This is a genomic window from uncultured Friedmanniella sp. (assembly GCF_964244005.1).
Lineage (GTDB): Bacteria > Actinomycetota > Actinomycetes > Propionibacteriales > Propionibacteriaceae > Microlunatus.
In genome coordinates, this window is sequence record NZ_CAXTHG010000030.1 from 12,040 (window position 1) to 38,688 (window position 26,649).

Here is a 26,649-nt window from a genome sequence, read left to right on the forward strand (position 1 = left end):
GCTCACAACGAAAGGACCTCCTGATGCGGGAACCCACGCTCGGCGCCAGGCTCGGCGCCGAGTTCCTCGGCACGTTCTGGCTCGTGTTCGGCGGCTGCGGCAGCGCCGTGCTGGCCGCGAAGTTCATCAGCGAGGACAAGATCCAGCTCGGCATCGGCTTCGTCGGCGTCGCGCTGGCCTTCGGGCTCAGCGTGCTGACCGCCGCGTACGCGTTCGGTCACGTCTCCGGCGGCCACTTCAACCCGGCGGTCAGCGTCGGACTGGCTGTGGCCAAGCGGTTCTCCTGGAAGGACGTCTGGCCCTACGTCGGGACCCAGGTGGTGGCCGGGACGGCCGCCGGCACCGTGCTCTACGCGATCGCCTCGGGCCGGCCGGGGTTCGACGCCGGTGTCAGCGGCTTCGCCTCGAACGGCTACGGCGACCGCTCCCCCGGCGGCTACAGCCTGCTCGCCTGCCTGCTCGTCGAGGTCGTGCTCACCGCCGTCTTCCTCTACATCATCCTGGGCGCCACCGACCACCGGGCACCTCAAGGTTTCGCCCCGATCGCGATCGGGCTCGGGCTCACCCTGATCCACCTGATCTCGATCCCGGTCACCAACACCTCGGTCAACCCGGCCCGCTCGATCGGCGTCGCCTGGTTCGCCGGCGGCCCCGCCCTCGCCCAGCTGTGGCTCTTCATCCTCGCCCCCCTGCTGGGGGCGGCGATCGCCGGCGCGACGTACACCGCCATCGTCGGCCACGAGCAGGACGTGCCCGAGGAGCCGATCGCCAACAACGACTAGCGCGTGGGACTGATCCCGGGCGGCGGTGCCGGCCGCCGACTACCCTGGCTGCATGGGGCCTCCCTTCGGCCTGGCACTGCCGCCAGGCTCGGACCCGCAGCAGCTGACGCGCTACCTGCGGTCCGCTCACGACGACTTCGTCAGCACCGGTCACCTCGACCGGGCGCTGCGGCCGCTGGTCGTGGAGTCGTGGCGCCGTAGCGTCGACAGCGGCATCAACCCCGAGTCCGCGCTGGCCCCGATCCGGCTCGACGACGGACGGCTGGCCGAGATCCGCGCCACCCACCCGCTGGCCCAGGTGATGCCGGTCATCCGGCGGCTGCTGGTCGACCCGGCCGCCGAGTGCGGACTGCTGGTCGCGGTCAGCGATGCGGCCGGTCAGCTGCTGTGGGTGGAGGGCGACCCTTCGCTGCGGTCGCGCGCGGAGCAGATGCACTTCCTGCCCGGAGCCGACTGGAGCGAGTCCAGTGCCGGCACGAACGCTCCCGGGACAGCGCTCGCCGTCGGCGGACCCGTACAGATCCTGGGAGCTGAGCACCTGTCGCGGCCGGTGACGCCGTGGAGCTGCTCGGCCGCCCCCATCCACGAACCGGAGACCGGGGCGGTCCTCGGCGTGCTCGACCTGACCGGCGGGGCCGAGGTGGTGACCCCGCAGACCCTCACCTTGGTCCGGGCGACCGTCGCTGCCGTCGAGGCCGAGCTGCGGCTGGCCCGGTTGGCCCCCCAGCTGATGTCTGAACGGCCGTCCCTGGTCACCTCGGGCTGGTCGGCGCCGGTCGTGCCGACGCTCGAGGTGCTGGGCCAACGCGGTGCCCGGCTCGGCTACGGCGCGGCCGACGCCGGCACCACCACGACGACGCTGAGCCTGCGGCACAGCGAGATGCTGCTGCTGCTCACCGAGACGGCCGGGTCGATGAGCGGCGGCGGAATGAGCGCCGCCGAGCTGGCCGTCGCGCTGAGCGCCGACGAACACTCCTCGGTGACGATCCGGGCCGAGCTGTCCCGGCTGCGGACCCTGCTCGGACCCGTCCGGCTGGGCTCGCGGCCGTACCGGGTGCTCGACCAGGTCCGGACCGACGTCGCGGCCGTCCGCGGTCAGCTGCGGGCCGGCCGGCTGCGGCAGGCGGTCGCCGCGTACCAGGGGCCCGTGCTGCCCACCTCCACCGCGCCGGCGGTCGAGCGGCTCCGCGAGGAGCTGCACATGCTCGTCAGGTCGGCGCTGCTGAGCGGGGACGACCCGGACGCGCTGCTCTCCTTCGCCGACACCGCCCACGGCCGCGACGACTACGAGGTCTGGCAGGCAGCCCTAACCGCGCTGCCGGCCAGCTCACCCCGGTACGCCCAGGTGGCCGACCACGTCCGGCAGCTCGACCGGCAGCTGGCCTGATCCGGACGTCCCTGGCTGTCCCCGCAACGTTGCTGCAACCTCCGCCCGGCTAGCGTCGCCGAAGGCACGCCCTCCCGGGCCGCCACCCACCCGAGACAGCACCAGGACAAGGAAGCAGCCCATGACGGTCTACGCACCTCCCGGAACCGACGGCAGCGTCGTCAGCTACAAGTCGCGCTACGAGAACTGGATCGGGGGCGAGTGGGTCCCGCCGGTCAAGGGCCAGTACTTCGAGAACCCGTCGCCGGTGACCGGCAAGACGTTCTGCGAGGTCGCCCGCGGTACGGCCGAGGACATCGAGCTGGCCCTGGACGCCGCCCACGCCGCCGCCCCGGCCTGGGGCAAGACCTCGGTCGCCGAGCGTGGGGTCATCCTGAACAAGATTGCCGACCGGATCGAGCAGAACCTGGAGATGCTCGCCGTCGGGGAGACCTGGGACAACGGCAAGCCCGTCCGCGAGACCATGGCCGCCGACCTGCCACTGGCGGTGGACCACTTCCGCTACTTCGCCGGCGCCATCCGGGCGCAGGAGGGCCACCTCTCCCAGATCGACGACGACACCGTGGCCTACCACTTCCACGAGCCGCTGGGCGTGGTCGGCCAGATCATCCCGTGGAACTTCCCGATCCTGATGGCCACCTGGAAGCTCGCCCCGGCCCTGGCCGCCGGCAACGCCATCGTGCTCAAGCCGGCCGAGCAGACGCCGGCCTCGATCATGCTGCTGATCGAGCTGATCGGTGACCTGCTGCCGCCGGGCGTGCTGAACATCGTCAACGGATTCGGCACCGAGGCCGGCAAGCCGCTCGCCTCGTCCAAGCGGATCCGGAAGATCGCCTTCACCGGTGAGACCACGACCGGTCGGCTCATCATGCAGTACGCCAGCCAGAACCTGATCCCGGTCACCCTCGAGCTGGGCGGCAAGAGCCCGAACGTCTTCTTCGAAGACGTCGCCTCGGCCGACGACGCGTTCTACGACAAGGCGCTCGAGGGCTTTGCGATGTTCGCCCTCAACCAGGGCGAGGTCTGCACCTGTCCGAGCCGGGCGCTGATCCAGAACTCGATCCTGGACCAGTTCCTGCCGGCGGCGACCGACCGGGTCAAGGCGATCGTCCAGGGCAACCCGCTGGACACCGCCACGATGGTGGGCGCGCAGGCCAGCAACGACCAGCTCGAGAAGATCCTGTCCTACATCCAGATCGGCACCGAGGAGGGCGCCCGGATCATCTGTGGTGGCGAGCGGGTCGACCTGGGCGGAGACCTGTCGGGCGGCTACTACATGGCGCCGACGATCTTCCAGGGCAACAACAAGATGCGGGTGTTCCAGGAGGAGATCTTCGGCCCGGTCGTCTCGGTGACCGGCTTCGAGGACTACGCCGACGCGATCGAGATCGCCAACGACACCCTCTACGGCCTCGGCGCCGGCGTCTGGTCGCGCGACACCAACACCGCGTACCGGGCGGGACGCGACATCCAGGCCGGGCGGGTGTGGACGAACTGCTACCACCAGTACCCCGCGCACGCCGCGTTCGGGGGTTACAAGTCCTCCGGCATCGGCCGTGAGAACCACCTGATGATGCTCGACCACTACCAGCAGACCAAGAACATGCTCGTCTCCTACTCCCCGGACAAGCTGGGCTTCTTCTGATGGACGCGTTCATCGTGGCGGCGCGCTGGTGACCGAGCGCGTCGCGGTCACCCCGGTGGCGGCGGAGATGATCCGCCGCCTGACCGAGGACAACGGTCCGCTGATGTTCCACCAGTCCGGTGGGTGCTGCGACGGGTCGTCCCCGATGTGCTTCCCCCTGGGGGAGTTCATCACCGGCGACTCCGACCAGTTCCTCGGCGAGCTGGACGCCGGGACACCCGAGCCGGTTCCGGTGTGGATGAGCAAGGAGCAGTTCGCCTACTGGCGGCACACCCATCTGACCATCGACCTGGTGCCGGGCCGAGGGGCTGGCTTTTCCCTGGAGGGGCCGACCGGGTTCCGGTTCCTGATCCGGTCCAGGCTGCTCACCGAGGACGAGGTGTCCGGACTCTCCGAGGCGGACGAAGCCGCATCGGTGGGACCCCAGCTGCGGACCTGAGGTCGCCTTCCACCGAGCTGTCAGAACCCAGTTGTCCTCGGGGGCACCTCAGCTCTGACAGCTCGGGTGGGAGAGACTGCCGTCTGTGGCCACCAACACCGGAACGGCGTCCTGCACTCCCGAGGCGGTCTTCGCCGTCCTCGCCGACGGCTGGCTCTATCCCAGCTGGGTGGTGGGCGCGTCCCGGATCCGCGACGTCGAGGCCATCTGGCCCGCGCCGGGCGCCAAGATCCACCACTCGTTCGGTGTCTGGCCGCTGTTGATCAACGACAGCACGTCTGTCCTTGAGTGGGACCCGCCGCACCGCGCGGTGCTGAAGGCTCGCGGCTGGCCGGTGGGGTCGGCCAAGGTGGTGCTCGAGGTCGAGCCCACCCCCGGCGGCTGCACGATGACCCTGCTCGAGGACGCCATCGAGGGTCCCGGCTTCCTGATCCCGAAGGCGGCCCGGGACGCCCTGATCCACGTCCGCAACGTCGAGACCCTGCGCCGCCTCACCTACCTCGCCGAAGGCCGCGCCGCCTGATCCGGCCTTCCGCGGCCCGAGGCGCGGAGGGTCAGAGGCGGCCGGTACGGGCGGCGGCGATCACGGCGCGGGCCGCGTTCGCTCCGGGCGCGCCGTGCACCCCACCGCCGGGGTGTGCCGACGCGGAGCCGAGGAACAGGCCGCGGACGGCGGTGTCAGCCCGGCCGAAGCCCGTGATGGGCCGGAAGATCAGCTGCTGCTGCAGGTTGGCGGTGCCGCCGCCCAGGGCGCCGCGAACCAGGTTCTCGTTGCGCGCCTCCAGCTGGTGCGGACCGAGCACCCGGCGAGCGATGATCCGGGACGCGAAGTCCGGCGCGTACTTCTCCAGCCGGGCCTGCATCCGGTCGGCGAAGCGCTCGCCCTCGTCGTCGTCCCAACGGCCGGTCAGCCCGTCCGGGCCGTCGTCGCGACGCGCCTCCTGCGGGACGTGGGTGTATGCCCAGAGGGCTTCGGTCCCCGCCGGCGACCGGGTCGGGTCGGAAGTGGTCATCTGACCGACGAGCAGGAACGGGTCGGCCGGGATGCTGTGGCTGGTGATGGCGGCCTGGGTGCGGCTGAGCTGGTCCAGGGAGTCGATGATGTGCACCGTGCCGGGGGCGGCCGGCGGCGCGCTGGCCCACGGGACCGGCCCGGACAGCGCCCAGTCCACCTTGACGGTCGCCGGGTCGAACTCGAAGCGATCCATCCCCTTGCGCACGCGGGCCGGCAGCTCGTCGTAGCCGACCAGGTCGCCGTAGAGGGCCGGGGCGGAGACGTCGGCCACGACGGCGCGCGCCTCGATCCGCTCACCGGCGGCGGTGACGACCCCTCGCACCCGGCGCCGGTCGACGAGCACCCTGGCGACCCGGGTGTCGCACTGGATCAGCCCGCCGCGGGCCACGAACCGGTCGGCCATCGCCTGGGTCAGCCGACCGGACCCGCCCTCGGGCACCGGAAAGCCGACGGTCTGGCCGCTCATCGCGAGCAGCAGCCCGAGCAGACCCGAGCCGGCGGAGTCCATGCCGATGTCGGCGTGCAGGGCGTTGCCGGCGATCAACAGCGGAGCGTGCTCGGTGGCGAACCGCTTGGCGCCCATCACCGACGCAGGCTCGAGCAGGAAGCGGACGTAGTCGACGCCCCCGACCTTCGGCAGCCTGGCCAGCGTGGAGAGGCCGCCGCGGACCGGGGGGAACGGGGTCAGCAGCGACTGCACGACCGACGGACCGATGATCTGCCAGGCCTCGTGCAGCTCGCGCCAGGCCGCGCCGTCACCGGGGGCGAGCCGGTCGAGGCCGGCGACGGTGTCCTGGACGTCGCGGTGCAGCATCGCCCAGGAACCGTCCGGCTGCGGGTTGCCGAGCACCGCCGGGGCGTGCTGCCAGCGCAGTCCGTACTGCTCCAGGCCGAGGGCCGGGATGACCGGACCGGCGAGCGACAGCGGGTAGAAGGCGCTGAACTCGTCGTGCACGAAGTCCGCGGCCACGCCCGAGTCGTGCCGTACCGCACCGCCGATGGTTGGCTGGGTCTCGAGCACCAGCACGTCCCAGCCGGCGTCGACCAGCAGGTTGGCCGCGACCAACCCGTTCGGACCGGCCCCGATCACCACCGCGTCGCGGGGCTTGCGGCTCTTGGTCGCGCCCATCGAGACGATCGTGGGGGTCGAGGTCACCTGGTCCTCCGTCTGCCTACGTCATCGGGGGCCTGCGCCCCCGCCGCGACCGACGGTACAAGGCCACCGGACGCTGACGCCGCCCCCGTCGGTCGGCGGGCCAGCCGCAGGTCCGAGCGCAGAGTCCGGCGGGGCGCGGTAGCGTGGGCGCGTAGCGGTCATCCGACCTCCTCGACCAACGAACGGGAGCCCCGACGTGTCCTCCAAGATCCTCTTCCTCGTCGGGGCCGTCGTGGTCCTGGCCATCTACGGGGTGGCCGTCGCCGTCCTGATCACCACGCCGGGCAACAACTCGATCCCCACCCCCGGACGGGCCGTGGTCGCCGGCATCATCGCGATGTTCTCCACCCTGCTGGTCTTCACCCTCGGCTTCATCAAGACCGCGACGATCACCCAGGACTGAAGCCCTCGTTCGCGCCCGGAGGGGTCAGCCGGGTCGGCGGGCGCTCGAGTAGGGCATGTAGCTCATCTTGATGTACTGCACCGTCTTGCCAGGCCGGGGTGAGTGGATGACCAGCCCGTCGCCGACGAACATCGCCACGTGCGAGGGCGTGCGGCCGTAGAAGAAGACCAGGTCACCGGGCTGCAGCTGGGACTTCTTGATCTTGGTGCCGCTCTTGGCCTGCTGGGCCGCCGTCCGCGGGATCGTGACACCGGCGGCCTTCCACGAGCTCAGCGTCAGACCCGAGCAGTCGTAGGACGTGGGGCCGGTCGCCCCGAACTTGTACGGCTTGCCCAGCTGGGCGCGAGCGAAGTCGAGGGCGGTCTGGGCGGGCGCCTGGCTGGCGAGGTAGCGGACCGAGACCCAGCGGGTCTGCTTGGCGACGACGGTGGGTACGTATCCGCCGCGCTGGGCGCCGGTGAGCGTCAGCGCGGCGCCCTCGGCGATCCGGCCCTTCTTGGCCGCGGACTTGCTCGGACCCGAGCGGACGACCAGAGCGGCAGTCGCGATCTTGGTACCGGTGGCGCTGAGGTTCTCTGGCCGAGCGGGCTCGGGGGTGCCGGCGACCGGGACCACCAGTCGTTTCGCAGAGACGTAGGCCAGCGTGCTGCGATAGCGCACCGGCACCCAGCCCTTGACGGCAGGTCCGGTCGTGGGGATCCGCTGGCCCGCGTCGAGGGTCGCGAGGACCACGCCCTTGGCCGCGCCGGTCGCCCGGATCGGCGCCACGGAGGTCGCGGTCGCGCGGACGGTCGGCTGGGTGGCGGCGACCACGGCAGGGCGAGGCGCGGCGGCGGCGACCGCGGCGACCCGGACGGTCGGCTTCGGCACCGGGGCGGCGTTCGCGGGGGCGGCACCGATGACGGCAACGGCCACCACCGACGCCGCGACGAGTGGTCCGGAGCAGCGAAGGGACATGGGCATCGTGATCTCCTCGTGACCGTGCTGCGCTGTCGGACGCAGCGACGACGTCCCCGAGACACCCGAACGTTATCGAAGAACCTTGCCTCCCGGGCAGGGACCAAAGACCCCAAACGCCGCGACGCAAGCCGACACGCCGTACGACGACTCAGTTCTTGCGGTGCGTGTAGTACGGCTCCGGCGACGCGACGAGCGCCTCACGGCCGAGGATCAGGTCGGCCGCCTTCTCGGCGACCATCATCACGGGGGCGTAGATGTTGCCGTTGGTGACGTACGGCATCACCGACGCGTCGACCACCCGCAGCCCGTCGACGCCGTGCACGCGCATCGTCTGCGGGTCCACGACCGCCGTCGGGTCCGACGCCGGCCCCATCTTGGCCGTGCAGGAGGGGTGCAGGGCGGTCTCGGCATCTTCGGCGACCCAGGCGAGGATCTCGGCGTCGGTCTGGACGGCCGGTCCGGGCGAGGTCTCCCCGGCATCGAAGGGCCGCAGCGCCGGCTGGCCGAGGATGTCGCGAGCCGTCCGGATGCACTCCAGCCACTCCTGCCGGTCCTGGTCGGTCGAGAGGTAGTTGAAGCGCAGCGCCGGATGCCGCCGAGGGTCGGTCGAGGTGATCTGCAACGTCCCGCGCGCGTCGGAGTACATCGGGCCGATGTGCACCTGGTAGCCGTGGCCGGTACGCGCCACCGCCTCGCTGACCGACCCGTCGTAGCGGACGGCGATGGGCAGGAAGTGGAACATCAGGTTCGGGTAGTCGACCTCGTCGTTGCTCCGGACGAAGCCACCGCCCTCGAAGTGGTTCGTCGCGGCCGGGCCTCGGCGGGCCAGCAGCCATTCCAGTCCGATGAACGGCATCCGCCAGCGCTCGAGGTAGGGCTGCATGCTGACCGGCTGGCTGCACGCGTGCTGCACGTAGACCTCGAGGTGGTCTTGCAGGTTGGCCCCGACGCCCGGCAGGTTGACGACCGGGGTGATGCCGAGCGGGCGCAACACCTCCTCGGGGCCGAGGCCGGCGAGCTGCAGCAGCTGCGGGGAGTTGATGGCGCCGCCGCAGAGGATGACCTCGCCGGCGGTGACGGTGTGCAGGCGCCCGTTGCGGCGATAGCTGACCCCGGTCGCCCGGGTCCCGTTCATCGTGATGCCGGTGACCAGCGCGCGCGTGAGCACGGTCAGGTTGGTACGCGACATCACCGGCCGCAGGTAGGCCCGGGACGCCGACAGCCGGCGGCCGTGGTGGACGTTACGGTCGAAGGGGGCAAAGCCTTCCTGCTGAAAGCCGTTCACGTCCTCGGTGAGGGGGAACCCGGCCTGCTGAGCCGCCTCGAAGAAGGCGCCGAACAAAGGGTTACGGGCCGGGCCGCGTTCGAGCACGAGCGGACCGGAGTGGCCGCGCATCGGGTCGGAGACGTCGGCGGCGAGGCAGTTCTCCATCCGCTTGAAGTAGGGCAGGCAGTGCGGCCAGTCCCAGTCCTCCATGCCGGGGTCGGCGGCCCAGCGCTCGAAGTCCAGAGGGTTGCCGCGCTGCCAGATCATGCCGTTGATCGAGCTGGAGCCGCCGAGCACCTTGCCGCGGGCGTGGGCGATCCGGCGGCCGTTCATGAACGGCTCGGGCTCGGAGGCGTACTGCCAGTCGTAGAAACGGTTCCCGCTGGGGAAGGTGAGCGCCGCCGGCATCTGGATGAGCAGGTCCCAGGGAAAGTCGCTGCGACCCGCCTCGAGCACCAGCACCGACTGGTCGCCGTCCGCGCTCAACCGGGCGGCGAGGGCACAGCCGGCGCTGCCGCCGCCCACGATCACGTAGTCATAGCTGCTGTCGGTCACGGTCGGTCCCCTCGTCGTGTGCTTAGAGTGCGTTGTGCCCAACGAGAAGCGTGCCCACGACCCGGGCGCGGCCCTGTCCTCGGGCGCCGGGCTGTCTTCGGTGGAGCGGGCGATCAGCGCCCTGGAGCACCTGGCCCGGCACCCGGACGCCGGCGTCTCGTCGGTCGCCACGGCCATCGGGGTGCACAAGTCGACGGCCTCCCGGCTGCTCGTCGCGCTGGCCGGCCACGACCTGGTCGAGCCCGGGACCGTCCGCGGCCACTACCGGCTCGGGACGGGCATCTTGCGGCTCGCGGCCGCGGTCGGTGGCCGGCTGGACGTCTCGAGCCAGGCTGCGGCGGTCTGCGCCGGGCTGGCCCACCGGCTCGGCGAGACGGTCAACCTGGCTATCCGCCAGGACGAGGTCGTGGTCAACGTCGACCAGGCCGAGGGTGGCGGCACGATCACCGTCGACAGCTGGGTCGGTCGGCCGACCCCGCTGCACGCGACCTCGTCGGGCAAGGTCTTGCTGGCCTACGCCCCGGAGCCGGTCCGAGCCCGGGTGCTGGCCGACCTGACCCGCTACACCGACGCCACCGTGACCGACCCGCAACGGCTGAGCGACCAGCTCGAGCAGGTCCTGACCGACGGCTACGCCACCACCATCGGTGAGCTCGAGGTGGGTCTGAACGCCGTCGCGGCTCCTGTGCGTCGGGCCGACGGTACGGTCATCGCCGCACTCTCGGTCTCCGGACCGGCCTACCGGCTGCCGGCGGAGTCGCTGCCCGACGCGGCGCGCGCGACGGTGGCCGCCGCCGCCGAGGTCAGCGAGCGGATGGGCTACCTCAGATCCGGCGACCCAGACATGTCCTAAGAGGGTGGTGTCGCACCCTGGTCGGGCCACCTCAGGACGGGTCGATCTTGGCCCGCAGCCAGTCGTGGAACCCCGCGATGTGGTGTTCGCTCGGCACCAGCACGCCCCCGTCGGCGTACATCCGCGACGACATCGCCGGCTGGGTGCGCTCGCAGGCGTCGAAGTCCTGGGTGTTGACCCGGTGGAACAGCTCGACCGACTTGGACACGTCCCGGCCGGACGCGACGACTGAGGGCAGGAAGAGCCAGTCGCACTCGACGACCGTGCGGTCGGGCGCCATCGGGTACATCCGGTGGAAGATGATGTGGTCCGGCACCATGTTGACGAAGACCTGCGGCTTGATGGTGACGGCGTAGTAGCGCCGGTCCTGCTCCGGGTCGATGGTCGGGATCACGTCCACGCCCGCCGACCCGTCCACGGTGAAGCCCTCGATGCCGGCGCCGAACTCGGCCCCGTGGTTGACGAAGACCTGGGCGGCCAGCCCGTCGGCGAACTCGGGTAGCACCTCGGTCAGCTCGGGATGGATCGTCGCGCAGTGGTAGCACTCCATGAAGTTCTCGATGATGAGCTTCCAGTTGGCGGCCACGTCGTAGACGATCCGGCGGCCCAGCGCCAGGTGGTCGAGGTCGTAGTGGTCGAGGTTGGCCACCTCGCCGAGGCGGTCGACGATCTCCTGCATCACGGTGGACTCGAACGGCGGCGGGTCGTCGGCGAGTGACACCCAGACGTAACCCAGCCACTCGCGGACGTGCACCTGGCGCAACCCGTACGCGACCCGGTCGATGTCGGGCATCTTGGTCAGGTTGGGGGCGGCGATGAGCTTGCCGTCGAGGTCGTAGGTCCAGGCGTGGTACGAGCACTGGAACGCCCGCTTCACCGTGCCGGCGTCCTCGGTGCAGATCTTGGCGCCGCGGTGCCGGCAGACGTTGAAGAAGGCCCGCACCTCCCCGCGACGGGACCGGGAGATGATCAGCGACTCGGTGCCGACCTGGACGGTGCGGAAGTCGCCCGCGCCCGCGACGTCGCTGCCGCGGATCGCGCAGAACCACATGTCCTCGAAGATGAGGCTCTGCTCGAGGGCGAAGACACGATCGTCGGTGTAGTAGTGCCCGGGCAGGGTCGAGATGAGCGACTCCGGCAGCACGGTGTGGGTCATGGCACTTCCTCCGGGTGGATCTGATTCACGGGATCGGGTGAGTTCACGGGGCTGGCTGGTTCACGAGACAGGCTCACGCTCGAGCACGGTCGGGGTGGGGGCGAGCGAGCGGCGGAGCCGGGTGAAGAGCTTGGGCTGGTTCATCCCCAGGACGCCGACGACCTCGCTGGTCCCCTCAGGTCCGGTCCGCCGGAAGGTGGCCAGCAGGTTGCCGTCCTCGACGCTGCCCGCCTCGATGGTGACGACCTCGCCGCCGAGGTGCCGGCCGGCGAACTGGATCATCACCCCGTACTGCTCGGACCAGAAGTACGGGGCCCGCAGCGGGCTGGTCGGCCGGCCGAGCATCGCCTTGGCCAGGGTGGTGGGCCGCTCCAGCGCGTCGGTCCAGTGCTCCAGCCGGTGCTCGGTCCCGCGGACGGGGTCGTACCAGGCGGCGCAGTCCCCCACCGCCCAGATGCCGGGGGCGGGCGTCGCGCCGGTGGTCGAGCAGGCGATGCCGCCGGCGACGTCGAGCCCGCAGCCGGTGAGCCAGTCGACGGCGGCGTGGCTGCCGATGCCGACGACCACGACGTCGGCTGGCAGCACCGTGCCGTCGGTGAGCGTGACGCCGCTGACCCGTCCGGAGCCGACGAGGTCGGCCACCGGGACTCCGCACTCGAGGGAGACCCCGTGGCGTTCGTGCAGCGACGCCACCGCCAGCCCGAGCTCGACGCCGAGCGGTCCGGCGAGCGGGGCGGACGCCGCCTCGACCACGGTGACGTCCAGGCCGAGACCGTGCACGGTCGACGCAACCTCGGCCCCGATGAAGCCGGCGCCCACCACGACGACTCGGACGCCGGGAACCAGCTCGGCTTTGAGCGCGCGCGCGTCGGCCAGGTTGCGCAGCGTGTGCACCCCGGTGAGGGCGTGCGGCAGGTGCCGGGCGCCCGAACCGGTGGCCAGCACGACGGCGTCGGCGCTCAGCCGACGGCCGTCCGCCAGCGTCACCGTACGGGCGCTCACGTCGAGCGCGGAAGCGGCGGTGCCGAGCACCCACTCGGCCTGCAAGTCCTCACCGCCGGGCTCGAGGGCGAGGTCGGCCTCGCTGGTCGTCCCGGCCAGGAAGCCCTTCGACAGCGGCGGCCGGTCGTACGGACGCTCAGCTTCGGCGCCGACGAGGGTGATCCGACCGGCGAAGCCCTCGGCGCGCAGAGCGCGAGCGGTCGCGTGGCCGGCAAGGCTGGCGCCGACGATGAGGACGGAGTCGAGGACGCCCATCAAGACCGGGCCATCAGGCTCTGACGCCGGGCGGAAGGTTCGGCGCCTCGGCCGATGGGGTCAGCCAGATCTCACCGTCAGTGAGGGTGAGGACATGGGTCCGAACCCCGACCTTGGCGGGCGGTGCGTCGACCGCACCCGTACGCAGGTCGAACCGCGATGCGTGCAGCGGGCACTCGACCTCGCAGCCCTCCAGCCAGCCGTCGGCGAGCGATGCGTCCTGGTGGGTGCAGGTGTCGTCGATCGCGTACAGCTCGCCGTCCTCGGTGCGGAACACCGCCACCGGAGGCGAGACCGTCGTGACCCGGAGGGCCTCTCCCGCCGGCAGGTCGGCCAGCTGCCCGACCCGCACCGCCGACCCGTCCTGCGCCACTCGGCATCTGTCCTTTGCTGAGCCCGACCGTTGCGCAGCAGCGACAACGTGATTCGTGATACGCAACAGCCTCTAGAGCGAGGGGGCTGCTGTCAAGCGCTCTGAGCGAGCGACACGCACTTGTCACGCTGGCGGCACGGCGCGCGCTCATGCCGCTGTCCCGTAGCCGCCGTGGGCGGTGAGGATGCGCTGGTTGATCAGCGGTCGTTGGTGTCGGTCGACGTGCCTCGGTGGGGTCCATTCGGGAAGTCCGTCGTCGTTGATCCGGCAGGTCCAGCCCCGGGACCAGAACTGGTGGTGGTGATAGCGGCAGACCAGGGTCAGGTTGGTGAGGTCGGTGGGGCCGTCGTCGGCCCAGGCAATGATGTGGTGCCGTTCGCACCACTCCGGCCGTTGCCCGCAGCCGGGAAAGCTGCAACCCCCGTCGCGGGCGTACAAGGCCAGAGTCTGTTCCTTGGTGGCGATCCGTTTCGCCCGGCCCAGGGCGAGGACCGCGCCGGCGTCGTTCAGGACCGCCGGGATCACCTCGGCCTGCTCCGCCAGCCGCAGCACCGCCGCGGTGGAGAGCCGGGTGCCGTCGCTGGTGGTGCCGCAGCCGGTCCGGTTGATCAGGTCGTTCACCTTGAGGGTGACGATGACGGTGGCCGGAGTCCCGCCCGAGTCCGGGAGGCTGCCCGAGCGGAGCAACCGGTCACACGCGTCTTCGAGGGCGTCGTGCATCCGCTGCGGGTACGTGCGCGGGTCGAGCTCCTCCACCGGACGGCCGGCCGCGGTGACGCCGGTGGAGATCCGCGGCTTCGCGAGCGGACCGAGGACGGCCTGCAGCTTAGCGCCGGCCGCGCCGGTGAGCCGCAGCTCACCGCGCCAGGAGCCGTCGCGCAGCTGGCGAAGCTCCACCATCCGCCGGTCGGCCTGCAGCTCCTCCTCCGGCCGACTTCCGTCCGGCTCGAGGGTGTCGACGAACCGGTTGACACAGGTCTGCAGGTCAGCCGGCCCGAACGCGCGGGCGTGGCCGGTCAGGGACGCCTCTCCGGCGGCGATGGTGGCCGGGTCGTAGCCGACCCGGTCCACCCGGGCCAGCCCGCGGCAGATGATGTCCACCTGTTCCGGGTTGACCTCACCGGCTCGTTGCGCCGCGGCCAGGGCTGGCCGGACCGGCGGCACCGGCTCGCCCAGCATCGACGTCCGGTCTCCCAGCTGGTCGGCGGCCCGGACGCGGCGGGCCGCCTCCCCGCCCGAGATCCGCAGCATCGAGGTCATCAGCCGCGACAGCCGGCCCGTGCAGTACACCGACGCCAGATCGCGGGCCTGGGCGTCCCGGATGAGCCGGTGCTCCACCACCGGGAGCTGGTTGCGCAGCTCCTCCAGCTGTTGCCAGAAGCCGAGCAGACCCGCGTCGTCGAGATGGTCCAGACCACCGCCGTCGACCACGGAGACCAGCCGGGCGAACGCCGATCGCGCCGCGGCCAACGCCGCATCCGCCGGTCCTGCCTCCTCCATATCCATGTCTTGACACTATCGAACACACGTTCTTAAGCTCTAGGCCTGAACCGACACGGACAACACCTTCCCCGGAACGGACAACACCGCACGTAGAGATGGCCGTGCCTAAAATGCACCATGAGGATTCCGGTCCAGGATGGAGGCGTCTCCGCCCGGCGGGTCAGCGACGCCGATCGCGACCACTGCACCGAAGAACTGGCGGCCGCGTTCGGCGCTGGGCGTCTGAAAGCCGAGGAGTTCGAGCAGCGGATGGGGTCCGCGCTCGCGGCGACCACCGACGGCGATCTCACCCGACTCACGGCCGACCTCGGCTCGCGTGCCGAGCTCGAGCCGGTGGCTCGGCCCGAGCGGAAGGCACCGGCTCGGACAAGAACGGTCGGGCCGGTCCTCGCGTTCGAGATCATTCTGGCTCTCGTGGCATGGGTCGTCGGAGCAGCTTTCGACAGTCCCTCGACCAGCCACGCGCTGATCACCCTGCTGGTCTGGCTGAGCGGGTCGGCCTGCTGCGCGCTGGGCCTGTTGCTGCGCGAGACGGATGGCAAACCCGAAGCTCCGGATCCTCAGCGCCGACGCGACCAGCCGGTCAGCGCCCGTAGGCGTTGATCACCGCGGCGGCGGCTTGCGAGTTCTCCGCGCTGGTCGTGACCGGTCCGCCGTCGTGACGGGGCAGCTCCAGCTGCGGCCCGGACCGATGGTGAGCCGGGTGGCCCGCCACACTGATCGGTGGACGCCGAAGCCCCGCATCCTGCTCATCGGCACGTCGACGGCCTCGGCCCGTGCGATGGCGGCCGGGGCGAACCGGAAGCGCGGCAGTCCGAAGACGCCGTAGCGCACGACCACCCAGCTCGGCCCCGCCGTGGTGGGCACGCTCGTCATGGTGAGGTTGACCAGCACGAGGACGACCGCGGCGAGCACGAGCGGCACCAGCGCCCGCGGATCAGGCAGGATCAGTACCAGGAGGGCCACCGCGAGAAGGTTGATCGTCCAGAACAGGGCCCGGTTGGTGGCGCGTCAGCTGTAGACCGCTGTCGTTGTCATGCCAGCGCCTCGATCATCATGATCAGCTCATCGCGCCGGTATCCGTGCTGTCGGGCGATCCGCACGAGCTCGCGGCTCGCGGCGTCCAGCGCAGCCCGACCGACGCCCAGGTCGGTGACTCGAGCGCCACGTCCACGCCGGAACTCCAGCAGTCCGACGTCCCGCAGCTGCCGCAACGCCGCGAGCACCGTGTTGCGGTACGCTGACCGCGTCAGCGAGCTCCTGCGCGGAGGGCAGCCGGCCCCTGACCCTCAGCTGGCCCTCAGCGATGCCGCGCCGGGCGCAGCCGGCGATCTGCTCCGGCAGCGGGCTGCGCGACGTGCGGTCGATGGTCCACAACATGATGCTGATGCAGCTAGCACCATCAAGGTCAAGACGCCACCCTTCGACGCCCCCCGTGACGCTCGGGGAGCGGCGGTCTCAGGGGGTCAGCGGAAGACGACGGTCCGGGAGTCGTTCACCATCACCCGGTGCTCGCTGTGCCAGCGGACGGCCCGCGACAGCACCTGGGTCTCCACGTCGCGGCCGGCGGCGACGAAGTCCTCCGGGCTCATCTGGTGGTCGACCCGGGCGACGTCCTGCTCGATGATCGGGCCCTCGTCGAGGTCGTCGTTGACGTAGTGCGCGGTGGCCCCGATCAGCTTGACCCCGCGGGCGTGGGCCTGGTGGTAGGGCTTGGCGCCCTTGAAGCTGGGCAGGAACGAGTGGTGGATGTTGATTGCCCGGCCGGCGAGCGCGTGGCTGGTCGGCCCGCTCAGCACCTGCATGTAGCGGGCTAGCACCACCAGCTCGACCTCGTGCTCGCCGACGAGCCGGAGCAGCTCGGCCTCGGCCTCGGGCTTGGTGTCCGGCGTGACCGGGAGGTGCACGTACTCGATCCCGTAAGAGGTGACGAGGTCGGCGAAGTCGGGGTGGTTCGAAACCACGACAGGGATCTCGAGGTTGAGCATCCCCATCCGGTGCCGGTACAGCAGGTCGTTCAGGCAGTGCCCGAACTTGCTGACCAGGATCAGCGTCCGCATCGGGGTGGCGACGTCGGAGAGGGTGCTCTGCATGCCGTACGCGTCGGCGACCTCGGCGAAGGCGGCCCGCAGGTCGGCCAGCGACGGCACGGCCCCGACGAAGTCGAACTGCACCCGCATGAAGAAGCGCCCGGTCCCCCGGTCCTCGAACTGCTGGCTGGCCAAGATGTTGCCCCCGTACCGCACCAGGAAACCGGCCACGGCGTGCACCAGCCCCGGTCCGTCCTTGCACGACAGCGTGAGCACGTACTGCTGGCCGGGGGCCGGGCGCGGGGACAATCGCTGGGACAATGGGGGCAACCTCTGGGACGGGCGGTGGGCGGACGAGAGCGCAGCGTACAAGCCCGGAGTCCGGGCACTACACTCGCCGCGTGGCCGCCCCCCTCGAGAACGGCACGGCTGCCGTGCAGTCGGTCGACCGGGCGCTGACCATCCTCGAGCTGCTGGCCGCCGACGGCCACCTCGGCGTCACCGAGATCGCCGCCCTGCTGAGCGTGCACAAGTCCACCGCCTCGCGGCTGCTGGCCACGCTCGAGGCGCACGGCCTGGCCGAACAGCTGCCCGACCGTGGCCGCTACCGGCTGGGCGTCGGGGTGCTGCGGCTCGCCGGGGCCACCCGCTCCCGGATGGACCTGGTGCAGGAGAGCCGCCCGGTGACCAGCGCGTTGGCCGCCGAGGTCGGCGAGACCGTCAACGTGGTGATCCTGTCCGGCCGCGAGACGCTCTATCTCGACCAGGTGTCGGGGACGTCCGCGCTGCAGATCCACAACTGGGTGGGTAAGCGCAACCCGATCCACGCCACGGCGAACGGACGGGTGCTGCTCGCGCACGTCTCGGAGGCCGAGCGGGACGCCATCTTGGCCGCGCTCACCGACAGTGGAGGCGAGCTGGCTCGGCTGACGATGCGCACCCTGGTCACCCGCGAGGCCGTGCTCGCCGACCTCGAGCAGATCCGCGAGCACGGCTACGGCGTGGTGCGCGACGAGCTCGAGGTCGGGCTGACCGCCGTCGCCGCCCCGGTCCGCGACAGCGCCGGCGACGTGATCGCCTCGCTCTCGGTCTCGGGACCCACCTTCCGGATCGAGGGCCGGCTGGAGCCGATCAGCGCCCAGGTCAGCCGGGCCGCCCGGGCGGTGTCGGCGCGGCTGGGCTGGTCCGGCTGACGACGCCGAGTCCAGCCGGAAGCCGCCAACTGGCACCGCACGAGGCGTGCCGGTTACGTCGTGTGTCCACCGCGTAACAGGTGCCGTGCCGACCGGGTTGTGTCTTGACACTCTTCCTCGGCCCGGCCCATGCTGTTGCTCAGCAAGCGGGGCGGTGCGCATTATGCAACACCACATGATGCACCACCACAGTCCCCGGTGACCACGACCCAGGGACTTTCATACTTCGTGACGAGCAGCCCTCCATGACGAGCACACCCCCGCGGGGTCTCTTCTACGCGGGCACATGGCACGAGACCGCAGGCGCCCGCCAGATCATCTGCCCCGCTGACGGCGCCCCGGTCGCCGCGGTCGCCGAGTGCACCCCCGAGGACGCGACTGCCGCCGTCGCGGCCGCCCGGACGGCGTTCGACGAGGGCAGCTGGGCGGCCCTGCCCGAGCGCGAACGGGGCGACCTGCTGCTGCGGGTGGCCGATCTGCTCGAGCGCGACACGGGCGTCTACGCCAAGGCCGAGGCCCTCGACACCGGCAAGCGGCTCGTCGAAGCCCACTACGACCTGTCCGACATCATCGGCTGCTTCCGTTACTACGGCGGCATCGCCGGCACCGACGCCGGCCGGGTGGTCGACACCGGCCGCAGCGACGCGATCAGCCGGATCGTCTACGCCCCGGTCGGGGTCTGCGCGCTGATCACGCCCTGGAACTACCCGCTGCTGCAGGTGTCCTGGAAGGTCGCGCCCGCCCTGCTCGCCGGTAACACGTTCGTCCTCAAGCCCTCCGAGCTCACACCCGGCACGGCCATCTTGTTGATGGACACCCTGGCCGAGGCCGGGCTGCCCCCGGGCGTGGCCAACCTGGTCACCGGCACCGGACCGCAGGTCGGCGCCGTCCTGACCACCGACCCTCGGGTCGACCTCGTCAGCTTCACCGGCGGGGTCGAGACCGGCAAGGCGATCATGGCCGCCGCCGCGGCCACGGTGAAGCGGGTGGCGCTCGAGCTGGGAGGCAAGAACCCGAACGTCGTCTTCGCCGACGCCGACCGGGCATCCGCTCTGGACCTGGCGCTGACGGCGGTGTTCCTGCACTCGGGCCAGGTCTGCTCCGCCGGCGCTCGGCTGCTCGTCCAGGACACGATCGCCGAGGACTTCGTCGACGAGCTGGTCGCCCGCGCCGGGCGGATCCGCCTCGGCGGCCCGTTCGACGACCACGCCGAGACCGGCCCGCTGATCTCCGCCGACCACCGCGAGAAGGTCCACGGCTACGTCGAGGCGGCCGTCGCCGAGGGCGCGGTGCTGCGCTGCGGTGGCGCCCTGCCCACCGACCCGGCCCTCGCCGAGGGCTTCTACTACCCCCCGACCGTGCTGGACGGCTGCCAGGCGTCGATGGCGTGCGTGCAGCAGGAGTCCTTCGGTCCGGTCCTGACCGTGGAGACCTTCACCGACGAGGCCGAGGCGGTCCGGCTGGCCAACGGCACCCCGTACGGGTTGGCCGGCGCGGTCTGGACCTCCGACGCCGGACGCGCCCAGCGGGTCGCCGGCGCGCTGCGGCTCGGCACGGTCTGGATCAACGACTACCACCCGTACGTCCCCCAGGCCGAGTGGGGCGGCTTCGGCCAGTCGGGCAACGGGCGCGAGCTCGGCCCGAGCGGCCTGGCCGAGTACCGCGAGACCAAGCACGTCTGGCACAACATCGCCCCGGCCCCCCAGCACTGGTTCGCCTCCTAGCCCTCCGCTCACCCCCACCCAGCAGGGAGACCGTCATGGCCACCACCGCAGCACCGACCGGGGTGACCGCTCTCACGACGAGCTCGTCGCCCGGCTCCGCCGGCTTGACGGGGTCGTCGAGCGAGCAGCCCGACTTCTCGGTCCGCCACCTCTGGAAGATCTTCGGCGGTCGCGCCGCGTCCATCCCCGGGGACGAGTCGCTGAGCAAGCTCAGCGGTCCGGAGATCCTCGAGCGGACCGGCTGCGTGACCGCCGTCCGCGACATGAGCTTCGACGTGGCCCGCGGCGAGGTGTTCGTGGTGATGGGGCTGTCCGGCTCAGGCAAGTCCACCCTGGTCCGCTGTCTGACCCGGCTGATCGAGCCCACCGCAGGTGAGGTGCTGCTGGAGGGTGCTGACATCACCACGCTGTCGGAGTCCGCCCTGCGCGACCTGCGCCGGCGCAAGATCAGCATGGTCTTCCAGCACTTCGGCCTGTTGCCGCACCGTTCCGTGCTCGGCAACGTCTCCTACGGGCTCGAGGTCCGCGGGATGGGGAAGGCTGCGCGACTGGCCAAGGCGCAGCAGGTGATCGAGCTCGTCGGCCTGCAGGGCTACGAGCGGCGCTATCCCGACCAGCTCTCCGGCGGCATGCAGCAGCGGGTCGGCCTGGCCCGGGCCTTGGCCGGCGACCCCGACGTCCTGCTCTTCGACGAGCCGTTCTCGGCCCTGGACCCGCTGATCCGGCGGGACATGCAGGCCGAGGTGATCCGGCTGCACAAGGACATGGGCAAGACGATGATCTTCATCACCCACGACCTGTCCGAGGCGCTCAAGCTCGGGGACCGGATCTTGATCATGCGGCACGGCGAGCTGGTGCAGATCGGTACCGGCGACGAGCTGGTCGGAGCACCGGCGGACGAGTACGTGGCCGACTTCGTCTCCGAGGTGCCGCGGGCCGACGTGTTGACCCTGCGCTGGGTGGCGCGGCCGGCCACCCCCGGACAGGGTGACGACCTCGGGCCGACGCTGCCGTCCACCACGGTGATCAGGGACGCTGTGCCGACGATCCTCTCCAGCCCCTCCCCCGTCCGGGTGCTCGACGGCGACACCCAGCTGGGCGTGGTCGACCGCGACGACGTCCTCAAGCTGGTCAACGTCTCCCGCGACAGCATCGCCCTCGCTGGGGCGGACGCCCACTGATGAGCACCGCCACCAAGCCGGCTCGTCCGGCCATGGTCGAGACGCCGGTGACCACCGAGCTGCCGCCTGAGGAGGCGTCCCGGTTCCGGCTCGGTCCGAGGGGCCTGGTCCTGATCGGGACGCTGGTGGTCTGGCTGGTGCTGCGGCTGGTCCTCGGCGGCCAGTGGACGCTGGCGATCGGCCGCTCCGACCTGACCGGAGTGCACGAGAACCTGAACGCGCTCAACGACTGGGTCGGGGAGAACCGCAACAGCTCGCCGATCTTTCTCTACTTCTTCAACTACATCCAGATCGGCGTCGAAGGCCTGGGCAGCTTCTTCACCGCCCTGTTCTCCCACACCGACGTCGGTTTCGAGATCCCCCAGATCGGCTGGCTCGGGACGACGGTGCTGCTGACCTTCCTCGCCTGGGCGGTCGGCAACGTCCGGGTCGCGGCGCTGACCCTGGTCGGCCTGCTGGTCATCGTCAGCCAGGGTCTGTGGGCCGAGTCGATGGACACCTTCGCGCTGGTGCTGGCCGCCGTGCTGCTCGCGCTGCTGATCGGCCTGCCGCTGGGCATCTGGGCCGGCACCAACGACCGGGTGCACAAGATCATCACCCCGGTCCTCGACTTCATGCAGATCCTGCCCTCGTTCGCCTACCTGGCCCCGCTGGTGCTGCTGTTCATGATCGGTCCGGCGCCGGCGATCGTGGCCACCTGGATCTTCGCGGTCCCGCCGGTCATCCGGCTGACCGCGCACGGCATCCGCCAGGTGCCCGCCACCACGCGAGAAGCCGTCGACTCCCTCGGGGTCAGCGGCCTGCAGCGGCTGCGTGCCGTCCTGCTGCCGATGGCCAAGCGGACGGTGGTGATCGGCATCAACCAGACGATCATGGCGGCGCTGTCGATGGTCACCATCGCCGCCCTCATCGGGGCGCCCGGGCTCGGCCTCGTGGTCACCCAGGCCCTGCAGTCCCTCGACGTGGGCACGGCGTTCAACGGCGGGGTCGCGATCGTGATCCTGGCGATCATCTTCGACCGGGTGACGACCGCGGCCAGCATGCGGTCCGAGCTGGCCGTACGCTCCGGCAAGACGTCGGTCCGCGGCCGCCGGATCGCCGTCGGGGTTGGTGCCGTGGTCACCCTGGTGGCCATCTACCTCTCCCGCACGATGCTCTGGGCCGCCACGCCGCCCACGCTGCCGGATGTCGGCGGCCTGCTCACGACGGTCGGTGACAGCGTCTCGAGCTGGACCCAGACCAACCTGTCCTTCCTCACCCAGAACCTGCGCGACCACGTCACCAACGACGTGCTCAACCCGCTCGAAGCGCTGCTGACCGGCTCGCCGTGGTTCGTGGTCGGCGCCGTGCTGGTCGTCGTCGGCTATCTCGCGGGCCGCTGGCGGACCGCGCTGCTGGTCGTGGTGGCCGTCGGGCTGATGGTGTGGCTCGGGGTCTGGAACGACGCCATGGCCACCCTCGCCGCCACCGTGCTGGCCACGGTGATCGTGATGGTGCTGGGGCTGGTGCTCGGGGTCTGGATGGGCCGCTCGACGACGGTGGACAAGATCGTCCGGCCGGTCCTGGACGCGGCGCAGACGATGCCCGCGTTCGTCTACCTGGTGCCGTTCCTGGCGTTGTTCGGCGCCACCCGCTTCACCGCGATCGTGGCCGCGGTGGTGTACGCGGCCCCGCCGGCGATCAAGATCATCGCCGACGGCATCTCCCAGGTCGCGCCCACCACGATGGAGGCAGCACAGTCCTCCGGATCGACCGCCTGGCAGATGATCACCAAGGTGCAGATCCCGATGTCGGCCAAGGCGATCGGGCTGGCGGCCAACCAGGGCTTGATCTACGCACTCTCGATGGTGGTGATCGGCGGCATGGTCGGCGCCGGTGCCCTCGGCTACGACGTGGTGGCCGGCCTCGCCCAGCTCGACCTCTTCGGCAAGGGCCTCGCCGCCGGCCTGACTCTGGTGGTGATGGGCATCCTGCTCGACCGGGTCACCCAAGCCGCCACCGACCGGTCCCGGGACCGGTCCGCACCGGCCCTGGTCAAGCGTCCGCGCGGACAGCTCGGCCTGGTCTAGTCGCCCGTGCCCCACCCACGACCCCCAGCAGGACCCCGATGTTCACCCACGACAGGAGCTCACCCATGAAGTTCGGTCCTCGTACGCTCGGCCGGCTCGCCGCCGGCCTGGCGGCCACCACGATGCTCGTCACCGCCGCCTGTGGCGGGGCGACCGTCAACGGCGCGGCCGAGCCCGCCGCCTCCGGTTCCGGCTCGGGCGCGGCCTGCGGCACGGTCAACATGGCCATGAACGACTGGGTCGGTTACACCGCCGACGCGGCCGTCGTCACCTACGTCGCCGAGCAGAAGCTCGGCTGCAAGGTCGACCAGAAGGCCCTGAAGGAAGAGATCGCGTGGCAGGGCTTCGGGTCCGGCCAGGTCGACGTGATCATGGAGAACTGGGGCCACGCGGACCTGACGGAGAAGTACATCACCCAGCAGAAGGTCGCCGTGGACGGCGGACAGACGGGCAACAAGGGCCAGATCGGCTGGTACGTGCCGCCGTGGCTCGCCAAGGAACACCCCGACATCCTCGACTGGAACAACCTCAACAAGTACGCCGCCGAGTTCAAGACCTCCGAGTCCGGCGACAAGGGCCAGCTGCTGGACGGCGACCCGTCGTTCGTCACCAACGACGAGGCCCTGGTCAAGAACCTGAACCTCAACTACAAGGTGGTCTACGCCGGCTCCGAGGCCGCGCTGATCCAGTCGTTCCGCGACGCCGAGACCAACAAGAAGTGGGTCCTCGGCTACTTCTACTCCCCACAGTGGTTCCTGTCGGAGGTACCGCTGGAGAAGGTGTCGCTACCGGCGTACACCGACGGCTGCGACACCGACGCCGCCAAGGTCGCCTGTGACTACCCGGACTACACGCTGAACAAGATCTTGTCGACGAAGTTCGCGGACTCCGGCTCACCGGCCGCGAAGCTGATCAAGAACTTCACCTGGACCAACGACGACCAGAACGTGGTCGCGAAGTACATCACCGCCGACAAGATGAGCCCCGAGGACGCGGCAAAGAAGTGGGTCGACGCCAACCCCGACAAGGTCGAGGCCTGGCTCAAGTAGGACCCTGCGCCCTCCGACAGGCTCAGGCAACGATCACCGTTCCCTGAGCCTGTCGAAGGACCTATCATGTTGCGTACAGTGCGACGCGTTGCGGCAGAAGCAACTAGGAGGATCTTGTGGTCGGACCGAAGGTCGTGATCATCGGTGCGGGCATCGTCGGGGCCTCGCTGGCCGACGAGCTGACCGCGCGGGGATGGACCGACGTCACCGTGCTGGACGCGGGGCCGCTGCCGGCGGCGGGTGGCTCGACCTCGCACGCACCGGGAGTGGTCTTCCAGACCAACGGCGCCAAGATCATGAGTGACTTCGCCCGGTACACCGTGGAGAAGCTTTCCTCCCTGTCCTGGCAGGGCGAACCCTGCTACCTGCCCGTCGGCGGACTGGAGATCGCCACCACCCCCGAGCGGGCTCGGGAGCTGCAACGACGCTTCGGCTTCGCCCAGTCGTGGGGCGTCGTCGGCGCCGAGCTGCTCGATGCCGACGAGTCCGTCCGCCGCTTCGACCTGCTGGCCCCGGACACCGTGCTGGGTGGGCTGTACGTGCCGGACGACGGCGTCGCCAAGGCCGTCCGGGCGGTTTCGGCCCAGCTCGACCGGGCCGTCGAGCGCGGAGCGACCGTCCGGGACCGGACCCAGGTGCTCGACGTGCTGACCGCGGGCGACAAGGTGACCGGGGTCCGTACCGACCAGAGCGAGATCGCCGCCGACGTGGTCGTCTGCTGCGCCGGCCTGTGGGGCCAGCAGGTGGCCACGATGGTCGGCCAGCGGCTCGCGCTCACTCCCCTGGCCCACCAGTTCGCCTGGACCGGCCCGGTCGCGCCCCTCGCCGGCCGTACGGCAGAGGCGATCCGGCCGGTGCTGCGGCACCAGGACGCCGACCTCTACTACCGCGAGAACGGCACCACGTTCGGGATCGGCTCCTACCGGCACCGCCCGATGCCCGTCCGGCCGCAGGACCTGGCCGCGTGGAGCGACCACGACGAGATGAACAGCCTGGGGGGACAGCCGTCGGTGCTTCCCTTCACCCCCGAGGACTTCGCCTTCCCGCTCGAGGAGACGCGCCGGATCCTGCCCTCGCTCTTCGACGAGCGCGGTGAGCTGGAACTGGCCGATCCGTTCAACGGCGTCTTCTCCTTCACCGTCGACAACCTGCCGCTGCTCGGCCCGCACGCCACCCTCGACGGCTTCTGGACGGCGGAGGCGGTCTGGATCACGCACTCCGCCGGCGTGGCCAGGGCCATGGCCGAGTGGCTGGTCGACGGCCGGCCGCGCGTCGACCTGCACGCCTGCGACGTCAACCGCTTCGAGGTGCACCAGCTGGCGCCGGCCTGGATCGAGGCGACGAACAGCCAGAACTTCGTCGAGGTCTACGACATCCTGCACCCGCTGCAGCCGCCGGAGCACGGTGCTCGAGGAGAGCGCTCCGCGCTGCGTCCGTTGCGCACGTCTCCCTTCTACGCCAGGGAAGCCGAGCTGGGTGCGGTCTTTCTGCCGGCCAGCGGCTGGGAGCGGCCGCAGTGGTACGAGGCGAACGCCGCCCTGCTCGACTCACCGCGCAACGTCGGCTGGCACGTGCCGCAGCCGGACGCCTGGGCGGCGCACCTGTGGTCGCCGGTGGTCGCCGCCGAGGCCGCCATCACCCGGACCGACGTCGCGCTCTACGACATGACCGCGCTGAAGCGGCTCGAGGTCACTGGCCCGGGAGCAACGGAGTTCCTGCAGTCGATGGTCACCGGCACGATGGACAAGTCGGTCGGCGCCGTCACCTACTGCCTGCTGCTCGACGCGGCCGGCGGTATCCGCTCCGACGTCACCGTGGCCCGGCTCGGGCCGGAGCGCTTCCAGGTCGGCGCGAACGGACCCCTCGACCTGGACTGGCTCATCCGGCACCTGCGCGACTCTGCCTGGGCCACGACGGTGCAGGTCCGCGACCTCACTCCGGGCACGTGCTGCATCGGCATCTGGGGTCCGAACGCCCGCGACGTGGTGCAGCCGCTGACCGACGCGGACTTCTCCCACGCCGGTTTCAGGTACTTCCGCGCCCAGGAGTGCTATCTCGGCAACGTGCCGGTGACGGCGATGCGGCTCTCCTACGTCGGCGAGCTCGGCTACGAGCTGTACACGACCGCCGACCAGGGCCTGGCCCTGTGGGACCTGCTGATGGCCGCAGGCGCCGAGCACGGCATCATCGCCGCCGGCCGGGGCGCCTTCAACGCGCTGCGGATCGAGAAGGGCTACCGCTCGTCCGGCACGGACATGACCCCCGAGCACGGCCCGGACGAGGCAGGGCTGAGCTTTGCGGTCAGACCGGAGCTGCCGTTCTTCGGCCGTGACGGGCTGCGGGCCCGGCCCCCGGCCGACCGACGGCTGTGCCTGCTCAGCTTCGAGGCGCCGAACGGGATCGTCCTCGGCTCCGAGCCGGTCTACCCCGTCGGCGCCCCCGACGCGGTCGGCTACGTGACCTCGGCCGCGTACGCGTACACCCTCGGCCTGCCGCTGGCCTACGCCTGGCTGCCGGTCGCGCTGGCCGCACCCGGTTCTGAGGTCGAGGTGGGCTGGTTCGACCGCCGCTACCGCGCGGTGGTGACCGCCGAGCCGGCGTTCGACCCCGAGATGAAGAAGATCAAGTGCTAAGTGTCAGTGGGTCGCGTCA

General features: G+C 70.9%; 24 protein-coding genes. 14 read left to right on the forward strand and 10 right to left on the reverse strand.

The features are described 5' to 3' along the window. The first annotated feature begins 23 nt into the window (after positions 1–23). From aqpZ to ACFE76_RS16770, 5 genes are all read left to right on the forward strand, one after another. Positions 24–782, forward strand: coding sequence for an aquaporin Z (aqpZ, locus tag ACFE76_RS16750; RefSeq protein WP_375432913.1), 759 nt, complete (start codon positions 24–26; stop codon positions 780–782). A gap of 52 nt (positions 783–834) precedes the next feature. Beyond that, on the forward strand, positions 835–2,169 hold the full coding sequence (locus tag ACFE76_RS16755) for a GAF domain-containing protein (RefSeq protein ID WP_375432914.1): 1,335 nt from the start codon (positions 835–837) through the stop codon (positions 2,167–2,169). A 121-nt stretch (positions 2,170–2,290) separates the two neighbouring features. Continuing rightward, the gene (adh, locus tag ACFE76_RS16760; RefSeq protein WP_375432915.1) at positions 2,291–3,814 is read left to right on the forward strand and encodes an aldehyde dehydrogenase; all 1,524 of its coding nucleotides are present in this window, start codon (positions 2,291–2,293) and stop codon (positions 3,812–3,814) included. 28 nt (positions 3,815–3,842) lie between these two features. Next, complete coding sequence (locus tag ACFE76_RS16765; protein ID WP_375432916.1) at positions 3,843–4,253, forward strand: DUF779 domain-containing protein; 411 nt, start codon at positions 3,843–3,845, stop codon at positions 4,251–4,253. Positions 4,254–4,338: 85 nt separating this feature from the next. Continuing rightward, entirely contained in the window at positions 4,339–4,776 is a 438-nt protein-coding gene (locus ACFE76_RS16770; protein WP_375432917.1) for an SRPBCC family protein, read from the forward strand. Positions 4,777–4,807: 31 nt separating this feature from the next. Here the strand turns inward: ACFE76_RS16770 and ACFE76_RS16775 are convergent, their stop codons facing one another. Next, the gene (locus ACFE76_RS16775; protein WP_375432918.1) at positions 4,808–6,424 is read right to left on the reverse strand and encodes a phytoene desaturase family protein; all 1,617 of its coding nucleotides are present in this window, start codon (positions 6,422–6,424) and stop codon (positions 4,808–4,810) included. Between the two features lie 196 nt (positions 6,425–6,620). On the opposite strand from ACFE76_RS16775, the gene ACFE76_RS16780 reads away from it, so the two are divergent. After that, complete coding sequence (locus tag ACFE76_RS16780) at positions 6,621–6,827, forward strand: hypothetical protein (RefSeq protein ID WP_375432919.1); 207 nt, start codon at positions 6,621–6,623, stop codon at positions 6,825–6,827. Positions 6,828–6,851: 24 nt separating this feature from the next. Here the strand turns inward: ACFE76_RS16780 and ACFE76_RS16785 are convergent, their stop codons facing one another. Further along, positions 6,852–7,790 carry an NlpC/P60 family protein gene (locus ACFE76_RS16785; protein ID WP_375432920.1) on the reverse strand — a complete coding sequence of 313 codons (939 nt, stop codon included), beginning with the start codon at positions 7,788–7,790 and terminating at the stop codon, positions 6,852–6,854. A gap of 145 nt (positions 7,791–7,935) precedes the next feature. After that, positions 7,936–9,609, reverse strand: coding sequence for a choline dehydrogenase (gene betA, locus ACFE76_RS16790; protein WP_375432921.1), 1,674 nt, complete (start codon positions 9,607–9,609; stop codon positions 7,936–7,938). 34 nt (positions 9,610–9,643) lie between these two features. Here betA and ACFE76_RS16795 point away from each other — a divergent pair, with 34 nt between their 5' ends. Then, positions 9,644–10,462 carry an IclR family transcriptional regulator gene (locus ACFE76_RS16795; protein ID WP_375432922.1) on the forward strand — a complete coding sequence of 273 codons (819 nt, stop codon included), beginning with the start codon at positions 9,644–9,646 and terminating at the stop codon, positions 10,460–10,462. A 31-nt stretch (positions 10,463–10,493) separates the two neighbouring features. On the opposite strand, the gene ACFE76_RS16800 is transcribed toward ACFE76_RS16795, so the two are convergent. The 4 genes from ACFE76_RS16800 to ACFE76_RS16815 all read right to left on the reverse strand — a co-directional run bounded on the left by ACFE76_RS16800 (position 10,494) and on the right by ACFE76_RS16815 (position 14,754). Further along, positions 10,494–11,618, reverse strand: coding sequence for an aromatic ring-hydroxylating dioxygenase subunit alpha (locus ACFE76_RS16800; protein ID WP_375432923.1), 1,125 nt, complete (start codon positions 11,616–11,618; stop codon positions 10,494–10,496). A gap of 60 nt (positions 11,619–11,678) precedes the next feature. Next, positions 11,679–12,875: an NAD(P)/FAD-dependent oxidoreductase gene (locus tag ACFE76_RS16805; RefSeq protein WP_375432924.1), complete on the reverse strand. Its 1,197-nt coding sequence runs from the start codon at positions 12,873–12,875 to the stop codon at positions 11,679–11,681. Positions 12,876–12,888: 13 nt separating this feature from the next. Next, the gene (locus ACFE76_RS16810; RefSeq protein WP_375432925.1) at positions 12,889–13,248 is read right to left on the reverse strand and encodes a bifunctional 3-phenylpropionate/cinnamic acid dioxygenase ferredoxin subunit; all 360 of its coding nucleotides are present in this window, start codon (positions 13,246–13,248) and stop codon (positions 12,889–12,891) included. A 147-nt stretch (positions 13,249–13,395) separates the two neighbouring features. Continuing rightward, entirely contained in the window at positions 13,396–14,754 is a 1,359-nt protein-coding gene (locus ACFE76_RS16815) for a DUF222 domain-containing protein (protein WP_375432926.1), read from the reverse strand. 114 nt (positions 14,755–14,868) lie between these two features. On the opposite strand from ACFE76_RS16815, the gene ACFE76_RS16820 reads away from it, so the two are divergent. Beyond that, positions 14,869–15,354 (forward strand): DUF1707 domain-containing protein, encoded by a 486-nt coding sequence (locus ACFE76_RS16820; protein WP_375432927.1) that lies wholly within the window; start codon positions 14,869–14,871, stop codon positions 15,352–15,354. Here the strand turns inward: ACFE76_RS16820 and ACFE76_RS16825 are convergent, their stop codons facing one another. The 3 genes from ACFE76_RS16825 to purU form a co-directional block, all read right to left on the reverse strand. Continuing rightward, positions 15,355–15,717: a hypothetical protein gene (locus ACFE76_RS16825; protein WP_375432928.1), complete on the reverse strand. Its 363-nt coding sequence runs from the start codon at positions 15,715–15,717 to the stop codon at positions 15,355–15,357. Positions 15,718–15,785: 68 nt separating this feature from the next. Then, complete coding sequence (locus ACFE76_RS16830) at positions 15,786–15,977, reverse strand: hypothetical protein (protein WP_375432929.1); 192 nt, start codon at positions 15,975–15,977, stop codon at positions 15,786–15,788. A gap of 240 nt (positions 15,978–16,217) precedes the next feature. Next, positions 16,218–17,090, reverse strand: a complete 873-nt coding sequence (gene purU, locus ACFE76_RS16835) for a formyltetrahydrofolate deformylase (RefSeq protein WP_375432930.1) — start codon at positions 17,088–17,090, stop codon at positions 16,218–16,220. A 92-nt stretch (positions 17,091–17,182) separates the two neighbouring features. On the opposite strand from purU, the gene ACFE76_RS16840 reads away from it, so the two are divergent. The 6 genes from ACFE76_RS16840 (at position 17,183) to ACFE76_RS16865 (ending at position 26,630) form a co-directional block, all read left to right on the forward strand. Continuing rightward, a complete protein-coding gene (locus tag ACFE76_RS16840) occupies positions 17,183–17,974 on the forward strand; it encodes an IclR family transcriptional regulator (protein ID WP_375432931.1) in 792 nt (263 codons plus the stop codon). Positions 17,975–18,219: 245 nt separating this feature from the next. Continuing rightward, complete coding sequence (locus ACFE76_RS16845) at positions 18,220–19,698, forward strand: aldehyde dehydrogenase family protein (protein WP_375432932.1); 1,479 nt, start codon at positions 18,220–18,222, stop codon at positions 19,696–19,698. A gap of 35 nt (positions 19,699–19,733) precedes the next feature. Continuing rightward, positions 19,734–20,879 (forward strand): glycine betaine/L-proline ABC transporter ATP-binding protein, encoded by a 1,146-nt coding sequence (locus ACFE76_RS16850; protein WP_375432933.1) that lies wholly within the window; start codon positions 19,734–19,736, stop codon positions 20,877–20,879. Further along, complete coding sequence (locus ACFE76_RS16855) at positions 20,879–22,948, forward strand: ABC transporter permease (RefSeq protein WP_375432934.1); 2,070 nt, start codon at positions 20,879–20,881, stop codon at positions 22,946–22,948. Before ACFE76_RS16850 ends, ACFE76_RS16855 begins: the two co-directional genes overlap by 1 nt. Before the next feature lie 65 nt (positions 22,949–23,013). After that, complete coding sequence (locus tag ACFE76_RS16860) at positions 23,014–23,997, forward strand: ABC transporter substrate-binding protein (RefSeq protein WP_375432935.1); 984 nt, start codon at positions 23,014–23,016, stop codon at positions 23,995–23,997. A gap of 116 nt (positions 23,998–24,113) precedes the next feature. After that, positions 24,114–26,630, forward strand: coding sequence for an FAD-dependent oxidoreductase (locus ACFE76_RS16865; protein WP_375432936.1), 2,517 nt, complete (start codon positions 24,114–24,116; stop codon positions 26,628–26,630). Positions 26,631–26,649 lie beyond the last annotated feature (19 nt).

What these genes read in the sequence shown, in the direction of transcription:
- aqpZ (WP_375432913.1), top strand. Translation starts at nt 24, where the DNA reads ATGCGGGAACCCACGCTCGGCGCCAGGCTCGGCGCCGAGTTCCTCGGC.
- ACFE76_RS16755 (WP_375432914.1), top strand. Translation starts at nt 835, where the DNA reads ATGGGGCCTCCCTTCGGCCTGGCACTGCCGCCAGGCTCGGACCCGCAG.
- adh (WP_375432915.1), top strand. Translation starts at nt 2,291, where the DNA reads ATGACGGTCTACGCACCTCCCGGAACCGACGGCAGCGTCGTCAGCTAC.
- ACFE76_RS16785 (WP_375432920.1), bottom strand. Translation starts at nt 7,790, where the DNA reads ATGCCCATGTCCCTTCGCTGCTCCGGACCACTCGTCGCGGCGTCGGTG.
- ACFE76_RS16800 (WP_375432923.1), bottom strand. Translation starts at nt 11,618, where the DNA reads ATGACCCACACCGTGCTGCCGGAGTCGCTCATCTCGACCCTGCCCGGG.
- ACFE76_RS16805 (WP_375432924.1), bottom strand. Translation starts at nt 12,875, where the DNA reads ATGGGCGTCCTCGACTCCGTCCTCATCGTCGGCGCCAGCCTTGCCGGC.
- ACFE76_RS16815 (WP_375432926.1), bottom strand. Translation starts at nt 14,754, where the DNA reads ATGGATATGGAGGAGGCAGGACCGGCGGATGCGGCGTTGGCCGCGGCG.
- ACFE76_RS16820 (WP_375432927.1), top strand. Translation starts at nt 14,869, where the DNA reads ATGAGGATTCCGGTCCAGGATGGAGGCGTCTCCGCCCGGCGGGTCAGC.
- ACFE76_RS16845 (WP_375432932.1), top strand. Translation starts at nt 18,220, where the DNA reads ATGACGAGCACACCCCCGCGGGGTCTCTTCTACGCGGGCACATGGCAC.
- ACFE76_RS16850 (WP_375432933.1), top strand. Translation starts at nt 19,734, where the DNA reads ATGGCCACCACCGCAGCACCGACCGGGGTGACCGCTCTCACGACGAGC.
- ACFE76_RS16855 (WP_375432934.1), top strand. Translation starts at nt 20,879, where the DNA reads ATGAGCACCGCCACCAAGCCGGCTCGTCCGGCCATGGTCGAGACGCCG.
- ACFE76_RS16860 (WP_375432935.1), top strand. Translation starts at nt 23,014, where the DNA reads ATGAAGTTCGGTCCTCGTACGCTCGGCCGGCTCGCCGCCGGCCTGGCG.